General features: G+C 72.2%; 5 protein-coding genes. 4 read left to right on the top strand and 1 reads right to left on the bottom strand.

Annotation, left to right across the window (positions count from 1 at the left end; genetic code table 11):
• The coding region (locus tag G6023_RS15320; RefSeq protein ID WP_472986458.1) for a MoeA family protein at window positions 1–593 on the bottom strand (593 nt) is incomplete at its 3' end.
• A gap of 76 nt (window positions 594–669) precedes the next feature.
• On the opposite strand from G6023_RS15320, the gene G6023_RS15315 reads away from it, so the two are divergent.
• From G6023_RS15315 to G6023_RS15300, 4 genes are all read left to right on the top strand, one after another.
• A complete protein-coding gene (locus G6023_RS15315) occupies window positions 670–2100 on the top strand; it encodes a uracil-xanthine permease family protein (protein ID WP_347570788.1) in 1431 nt (476 codons plus the stop codon).
• A 68-nt stretch (window positions 2101–2168) separates the two neighbouring features.
• Window positions 2169–3224, top strand: a complete 1056-nt coding sequence (moaA, locus tag G6023_RS15310) for a GTP 3',8-cyclase MoaA (protein WP_374220856.1) — start codon at window positions 2169–2171, stop codon at window positions 3222–3224.
• Window positions 3225–3255: 31 nt separating this feature from the next.
• Entirely contained in the window at window positions 3256–3519 is a 264-nt protein-coding gene (locus G6023_RS15305) for a MoaD/ThiS family protein (RefSeq protein WP_347570787.1), read from the top strand.
• Window positions 3520–3522: 3 nt separating this feature from the next.
• On the top strand, window positions 3523–4067 hold a 545-nt coding region (locus G6023_RS15300), incomplete at its 3' end, for a substrate-binding domain-containing protein (RefSeq protein ID WP_182636340.1).

The raw sequence follows: 4067 nt of genomic DNA, 5'->3' as shown, positions 1-4067 counted from the left end.
ACCACCCCGACCCGCGGCCGCGGCCGAACATCGAGTCCCGACTCCCCGAGCGAGGCCGCCGCCGCAAGGTGCCGCGCCTGCAACCGCACCCCGGCCTCGATCACCACGTCGCCGGCCCGGACGTCGTCCCCCGGGCGACGGATGAACTCGCCCGGCGACCGCGGCGCGTGCACCAGCACGATCGAGGAGTCGGTGTCGCTCACGGTCGTGTCCTCGATGGGCACCACACAATCGGCACCCCGGGGGACGGGCGCACCGGTCATGATCTTGCAGGCCTCGTCGTCGTCGACATCGGGTCCCGGCCCGTCACCGGCGTGCACCGCCCCGACCACCGTCAGCCGCGCCGGCGAGTCGGGTCCCGCCCCCGCGACGTCAGCGGAGCGCACCGCGTACCCGTCCATCTGCGAGTTGACGAACAGCGGCAGGTCGACCGACGCCCGCAACGCCGCCGAGAGCACCGAGTCCGCGCACGCCGCGAGCGGCAGGTGCGTACTGCGGGCGGCCCGCTCGAGAACCGGCTCCAGGTGCGCACGCAGGAGCTCGCGGTACTCGGCGGGGGACGGGCGGCTCGGCCTGTCGGGCAGGGAGGTCATGTCACCACCGTAACCGCGTTGTACTGTGCCTACGGTCCGCGCGAGTGCGGCCGGACGCAGCGAGAGTGGGGAAGAAGTGGGTCTCTGGTCGGTACACGGCGACGGCAAGAACATCAGACCCGGCGAGGTGGTCGCCCCCATGGAGCGGTTGAGCTGGCCGCGGACCATCGGGATCGGCGCCCAGCACGTGGTGTCGATGTTCGGCGCGACATTCGTCTTCCCCATCATCATGGGGCTCAACCCGCAGCTGGCGATCCTCTTCTCCGGCGTGTGCACCCTCCTGTTCCTCGCGGTGGTCAAGGGGCAGGTCCCCAGCTACCTCGGCACCTCGGTGGCATTCGTCGGCGCGGTCGCCGCCATCCGCGCGCAGGGCGGCACCAGCGCCGAGGTGACCGGCGCCATGCTCGTCGCCGGCGCGACGCTGCTGGTGGTGGGCCTGATCGTGCACGTCGTGGGCGGCCGCGTGGTCACCGCGATCCTGCCGCCGGTGGTGACCGGCGCCGTGGTGATGCTGCTCGGCTTCAACCTGGCGTCGGTGGTGGCGGAGACGTACTGGCCGCAGGACCAGTGGGTCGCGCTGGCGGTGATGATCGTGCTGATCGGAATGACCGTGGGGCTCAAGGGCTTCGCCGGGCGGATCGCGATCTTCCTGTCCCTGGTCTTCGGGTACGTCCTGTCCTGGGTGCTCGACCTGGTCACCGGGCCCGAGAGCCCGCGCGTGGACTGGTCGGGAGTGTGGGACGCGCCGTGGATCGGGCTGCCGCCGATGACCGACGAGGCCGCCGGCGTGGTGGGTATCCACGCGCCCGACTTCTCGCTGGCGTTCGTGCTGCTCGTGGTGCCGGGCGTCATCGCGCTCATCGCCGAGAACGCCGGGCACGTCAAGGCGATCGGCGAGATCACCCGCACCGAGACCGACGGCCTGATGGGCCGGGCCCTCGCCGCGGACGGCGCGGGAACCGTGCTGGCGACCTCGTTCGGTGGATCGGCGACGACGACGTACGCCGAGAACATCGGCGTGATGGCCGCGACCAAGGTGTACTCGACGGCCGCGTACGTGGTGGCCGCGCTGACCGCGATCGTGCTGGGGTGTTCCCCCAAGCTGGGGGCCGTGATCTCCGCGACCCCGGGCGGCGTGCTCGGCGGCATCACGGTGGTGCTCTACGGCATGATCGGCCTGCTCGGCGCCAAGATCTGGAAGGAGAACCGGGTCGACTTCGGCAACCCGCTCAACCTGGTGCCGGTGGCGGCGGGTGTGGTGATCGCGGTCGGCGACACGACCCTGCTCATCACCGACGACTTCCAGCTCGGCGGCATCGCGCTGGGCACCCTCGTGGTGGTCCTGGGCTACCACCTGGGACGGGCGATCGCGCCACAGCTGCGCGACCAGGCCGAGCGCGACGAGATCCACGAGCTCACGCTGCTGGGGCCGAACCCGGACGTCCCCGCCCCGGACGTCCCCACCCCACAGGGGCGCGCCGCGAACGGGGACACGGCGGGTAGGTGACCGGACGGGGGGTCGCGCGCCGCCTGACGGTGCCCCCTACACTCGGAGACACGCGACCGCGGAGGGAGGTGGGCGCCGTGACCGAACCGGACACCCGCAGCCCCTCCACGCGCCCCGCTACCCCGCTGCTCGTCGACTCCTTCGGCCGCGTCGCCCGCGACCTGCGCGTCTCACTGACCGAGAAGTGCTCGCTGCGCTGCACCTACTGCATGCCCGAGGAAGGGCTGCCGCCCATCCCGGACGCCGCGCGGATGACCGCTGACGAGGTGATCCGGCTGGTCGCCCTGGCGCACCGCGAGCTGGGCGTGCACGAGGTCCGCTTCACCGGGGGCGAACCCCTCATGCGGGCCGACCTCGAGCGCATCATCGCCGGCACGCGGGCCGAGTGCCCCGACCTGCCGATCGCGATGACCTCCAACGGCGTGGGGCTCGAACACCGGGTCGGCGCGCTGGTCGAGGCCGGTCTGGACCGGATCAACATCTCCCTGGACACCGTCAACCGCCTCGAGTTCGCCCAACTCACCCGCCGGGACCGGCTGCCGTCCGTCCTGCGGGGCGTCCGGGCCGCGGTCGAGGCCGGCCTGGACCCGGTGAAGGTCAACGCGGTGCCCCTGCGGGCGACCCTGCCCGGAGCGCCCGACCTGCTGGAGTGGGCCCTGGCGGAGGGCGTGCAACTGCGCTTCATCGAGGAGATGCCGCTCGACGCCGACAACACGTGGTCGCGCGCCGAGATGGTGACCGCGCAGGACGTACTGGACTCCCTCGGCACCCGCTTCGACCTCGTTCCCGCCGGGCGCGAGGACCCGTCTGCGCCGGCCGAGATGTGGCGGGTCGCCGGACGCACCGTGGGAGATGCTCCCGCGACGGTCGGGGTGATCGCGACCGTCACCCGCAACTTCTGCGCCGCCTGCGACCGGACCCGCCTCACCGCCGAGGGGACCGTGCGGTCGTGCCTGTTCAGCGACGACGAGACGGACGTCCTCGGGGTGCTGAGGTCGGGCGCGCCCGACCACGAGATCGCCGAGGTCTGGCGCGGCGCGATGTGGGGCAAGCAGGCAGGACACGGCATCGGCGGCACCGCCTTCCACAGGCCGCGACGGTCGATGGGCGCCATAGGTGGTTGACGTGTCAGTGCCGGAGGATAGGGTTGACGTCGTGAGCAGGACACCGAGAGTGATCACCGTGGGGTACTACGCGGCCGCCGAGGACGCCGCGGGTACCGCCCGCGAACGGCTGCACACACAGGCCACGACCGTCGGGGAGTTGGCGCGGGAGGTCTGCGAGCGACACGGTGAGCCGCTGGCCAGCATCGTGACGGTGTCGTCGTTCCTCATGGGTGAGGAGACGACCCGCGACCCCCACGCCTCTATCGACGGCGTCTCCGAGGTGGACGTGCTGCCTCCCTTCGCCGGAGGCTGATCGGTGAACCGGGGCCGGGCTGTCAGCGCGTTCGCTCTCGTCCTGGCGTGCTCGGGAACCGTCGCGTGCGCCGAGCCGGAGCCCGACTCCCCCGTCATGACCCTCGGGGTCGCCGCCTCGCCGTCCCTGTCCGAGGCGTTCACCGAGATGATCGACGTCTTCGAGGACGAGCACCCCGGGGTCCGGGTGAGCCTGGAACTGGGCCGCTCCGACACGATCGCCGAGGGGATACCCGCCCGCGACGACATCAACGTGTTCGCCTCCGCGGACGAGGGCTCCATGCGGTGGCTCGTCGATACGGGAGTGGCGGTCGATCCGGTGGTGTTCGCGCGCAACCACGTCGTCGTCGCGGTCCCGTCCGGCAACCCGCGCCAGGTCACCGGCCTCCGCGACCTGGAACGGCCCGACCTGCGGGTGGGGCTGTGCGAGCTGGACGTCCCCTGCGGTCGCGCGGCGGAGTCGCTGTTGGCCGTGGCGGGCGTGGCCACCCCGCCGGGGGTCCCCCGTGATCCGAGTTCGCGCGCGCTCGCGGCCCGCCTGGCGGATCA

Origin of the sequence: Dietzia sp. DQ11-71 (assembly GCF_014144995.1) — a bacterium.
GTDB classification, from domain to species: Bacteria; Actinomycetota; Actinomycetes; order Mycobacteriales; family Mycobacteriaceae; genus Dietzia; species Dietzia kunjamensis.
Note: the sequence above shows the minus strand (reverse complement) of the source record. Positions and strands in the feature narration are given on the sequence as shown.